At 65.9% G+C, this 2218-nt stretch carries 4 protein-coding genes; all 4 read right to left on the reverse strand.

The annotated features are described in order from the left end of the window. On the reverse strand, positions 1-353 hold a 353-nt coding region (locus EPO41_RS18735), incomplete at its 3' end, for an adenosylhomocysteinase (RefSeq protein ID WP_296328075.1). Positions 354-509: 156 nt separating this feature from the next. Next, positions 510-812 carry an HPr family phosphocarrier protein gene (locus EPO41_RS18740; protein WP_296328080.1) on the reverse strand — a complete coding sequence of 101 codons (303 nt, stop codon included), beginning with the start codon at positions 810-812 and terminating at the stop codon, positions 510-512. Positions 813-817: 5 nt separating this feature from the next. Next, positions 818-1222 carry a PTS sugar transporter subunit IIA gene (locus EPO41_RS18745; protein ID WP_295132495.1) on the reverse strand — a complete coding sequence of 135 codons (405 nt, stop codon included), beginning with the start codon at positions 1220-1222 and terminating at the stop codon, positions 818-820. An 8-nt stretch (positions 1223-1230) separates the two neighbouring features. Further along, positions 1231-2103, reverse strand: coding sequence for an RNase adapter RapZ (gene rapZ / locus EPO41_RS18750; RefSeq protein WP_296328077.1), 873 nt, complete (start codon positions 2101-2103; stop codon positions 1231-1233). Between the last annotated feature and the right edge of the window lie 115 nt (positions 2104-2218).

Consider the following 2218-nt stretch of genomic DNA (forward strand, 5'->3'; position numbering starts at 1 on the left):
CCCCACTCGAAGATCTTGTGGGTGTAGTCCCAGTATTCCTCGAGGCTCTCGCCCTTGATCGCGAAGACCGGCGTGCCGGCCTTGGCGATCGCCGCGGCGGCATGGTCCTGCGTCGAGTAGATGTTGCACGAGGCCCAGCGCACGTCGGCACCCAGCGCCTTCAGCGTCTCGATCAGCACACCGGTCTGGATCGTCATGTGCAGCGAGCCGGCGATGCGTGCGCCCTTGAGCGGCTTCTTCGGCCCGTATTCCTTGCGGATCGACATCAGGCCAGGCATCTCGGTCTCGGCCATGTCGAGTTCCTTGCGACCCCAGTCGGCGAGCCCGATATCCTTGACGATGTAGTCGGCCATTTGGCGCTCCTTCTGTGCCGGCGTCGGCAGGCGACGAATTGTGAAAAGCGGGCGTGTCATAACAGCGGTGCGAAACCGCCTCAACGCGCCGGATCAACATATAAGCAAGAATTTATGTCGATATGCGCGCCGCTTTATGCCCGGCGCACAGGGCGTTCAATCTTCGCCGAACTTGCCCTCGACCAGCGCCGAAATGGCCGCCATCGCGTCGGTTGCCTGCCGGCCCGAGCAGATGACCTCGATCGAGCTGCCGATGCCGGCGGCCAGCATCATGAGGCCCATGATCGACAGGCCCGAGACTTCCTGGCCCTTGTAGGAGACGCGCACGACGGCATCGAACTGGCCGGCGGTGCGGACGAACTTGGCGGCGGCGCGGGCGTGCAGGCCGCGCTTGTTGCCGATCGCCAGATTCCGCTTCAGGGCGCCGATGCCGGCTTCCGCGCTCGAATTCCCTGCGATGTCGGTCACGACGCTTCCTTGGCCAGGATGCGGGAGGCGACGGTGATGTATTTGCGACCGGCTTCCTGCGCCATGCGCACCGCTTCGGCGATCGGCCGCGTGCGGACGCTGGCGAGTTTCACCAACATCGGCAGGTTCACGCCGGCCAGCACTTCGACCCGCGCCTGCTCCATGATGGAGATCGCGAGATTGGAGGGCGTGCCGCCGAACATGTCCGTCAGCACGATGACGCCCTCGCCCGTTTCGCAGGCGCGGACCCTCTCCAGTATTTCCCCGCGTCGTTTTTCCATGTCGTCGTCGGCGCCGATGCAAACAGTCGACATGCATTGCTGTGGACCGACGACGTGTTCCAGCGCGGCTTTGAATTCCTGCGCCAGATTGCCGTGAGTCACGAGTACGATACCAATCATTCTGTGCTCTACCCTGCGCCCCCGGCCTCCCCGGCCGCCCCGACGTCCCGGTGCGAGAGAGTGACGGACCGGCCCGTGCTTCGCAACCAGTCTGCAAGCTCCTCGGCCAGCGCCACGGACCGGTGCTTGCCGCCGGTGCAGCCGATGGCGATGGTCAGATAGCTCTTGCCCTCGGCGTCGAAACGCGGCAGCAGCGGCCCGATCAGCCCTTTCAGCCTGTCGACAAACGGGTGGTAGTCGGGGTCGGTTGCGATGAACGCCGCAACCGCCGGATCGCGGCCCGTAAGGGGCTTCAGCGCCGGATCGTAGTGAGGGTTCTTCAGGAACCGCGCGTCGAACACCAGGTCGGCCTCGCGCGGCAGGCCGCGGCGGAACGAGAACGACATCACGGAAATGCGGGTGCCGATCGCGCGGCCGAGGCCGAAATGGCCTGTCAGAATCTGCTTCAGGCGGTGCGGCGAAAGCGACGACGTGTCGATGGAGACGTCGGCGGACTCGCGCATCCAGCCGATCTGCCGTCGTTCCTCGATGATGCTGTCGACCACCGGGCGGTCGGGTGCCATCGGATGCGGCCGGCGCGTCTCGGTGTAGCGCCGCTGCAGCGTCTCGGTGTCGGCCTCGAGGAACAGCAGCCGGGCGGCAAGGCCTGGATGGTTCCGCAGTTCGCCGATACGGGTCACCAGTTTGCGGGCGTCGAAGCCGAAGGTACGGGTATCGATTCCGAGGGCGAGCGGTCTGGCTTTCTCGCCCGCTTCGCCACCGGTCGAGCGCATGAGATCGTCGAGCAGCGGCAGCGGCACGTTGTCGACGGCGACATAGCCCAGATCGTCGAGCACGTTCAGCGCGGTCGCGCGGCCGGCACCGGACAGGCCGGTGACCACGACGAACGGCCGGCGCGTGTCGCGTGTCGTGTCGGGAGCTGGGGAAGTGGAATTGTCCGGCATGGGCTATGCGCGGCAAATCATGCCGCTGCGATCCGCGCGAGGGCAAGGCGCA

It is taken from the genome of Reyranella sp., assembly GCF_004297265.1.
Lineage (GTDB): Bacteria > Pseudomonadota > Alphaproteobacteria > Reyranellales > Reyranellaceae > Reyranella.

Excerpts from the sequence above, each read along its gene's own strand:
- EPO41_RS18745 (WP_295132495.1), bottom strand. The coding sequence starts at position 1,222 with ATGATTGGTATCGTACTCGTGACTCACGGCAATCTGGCGCAGGAATTC.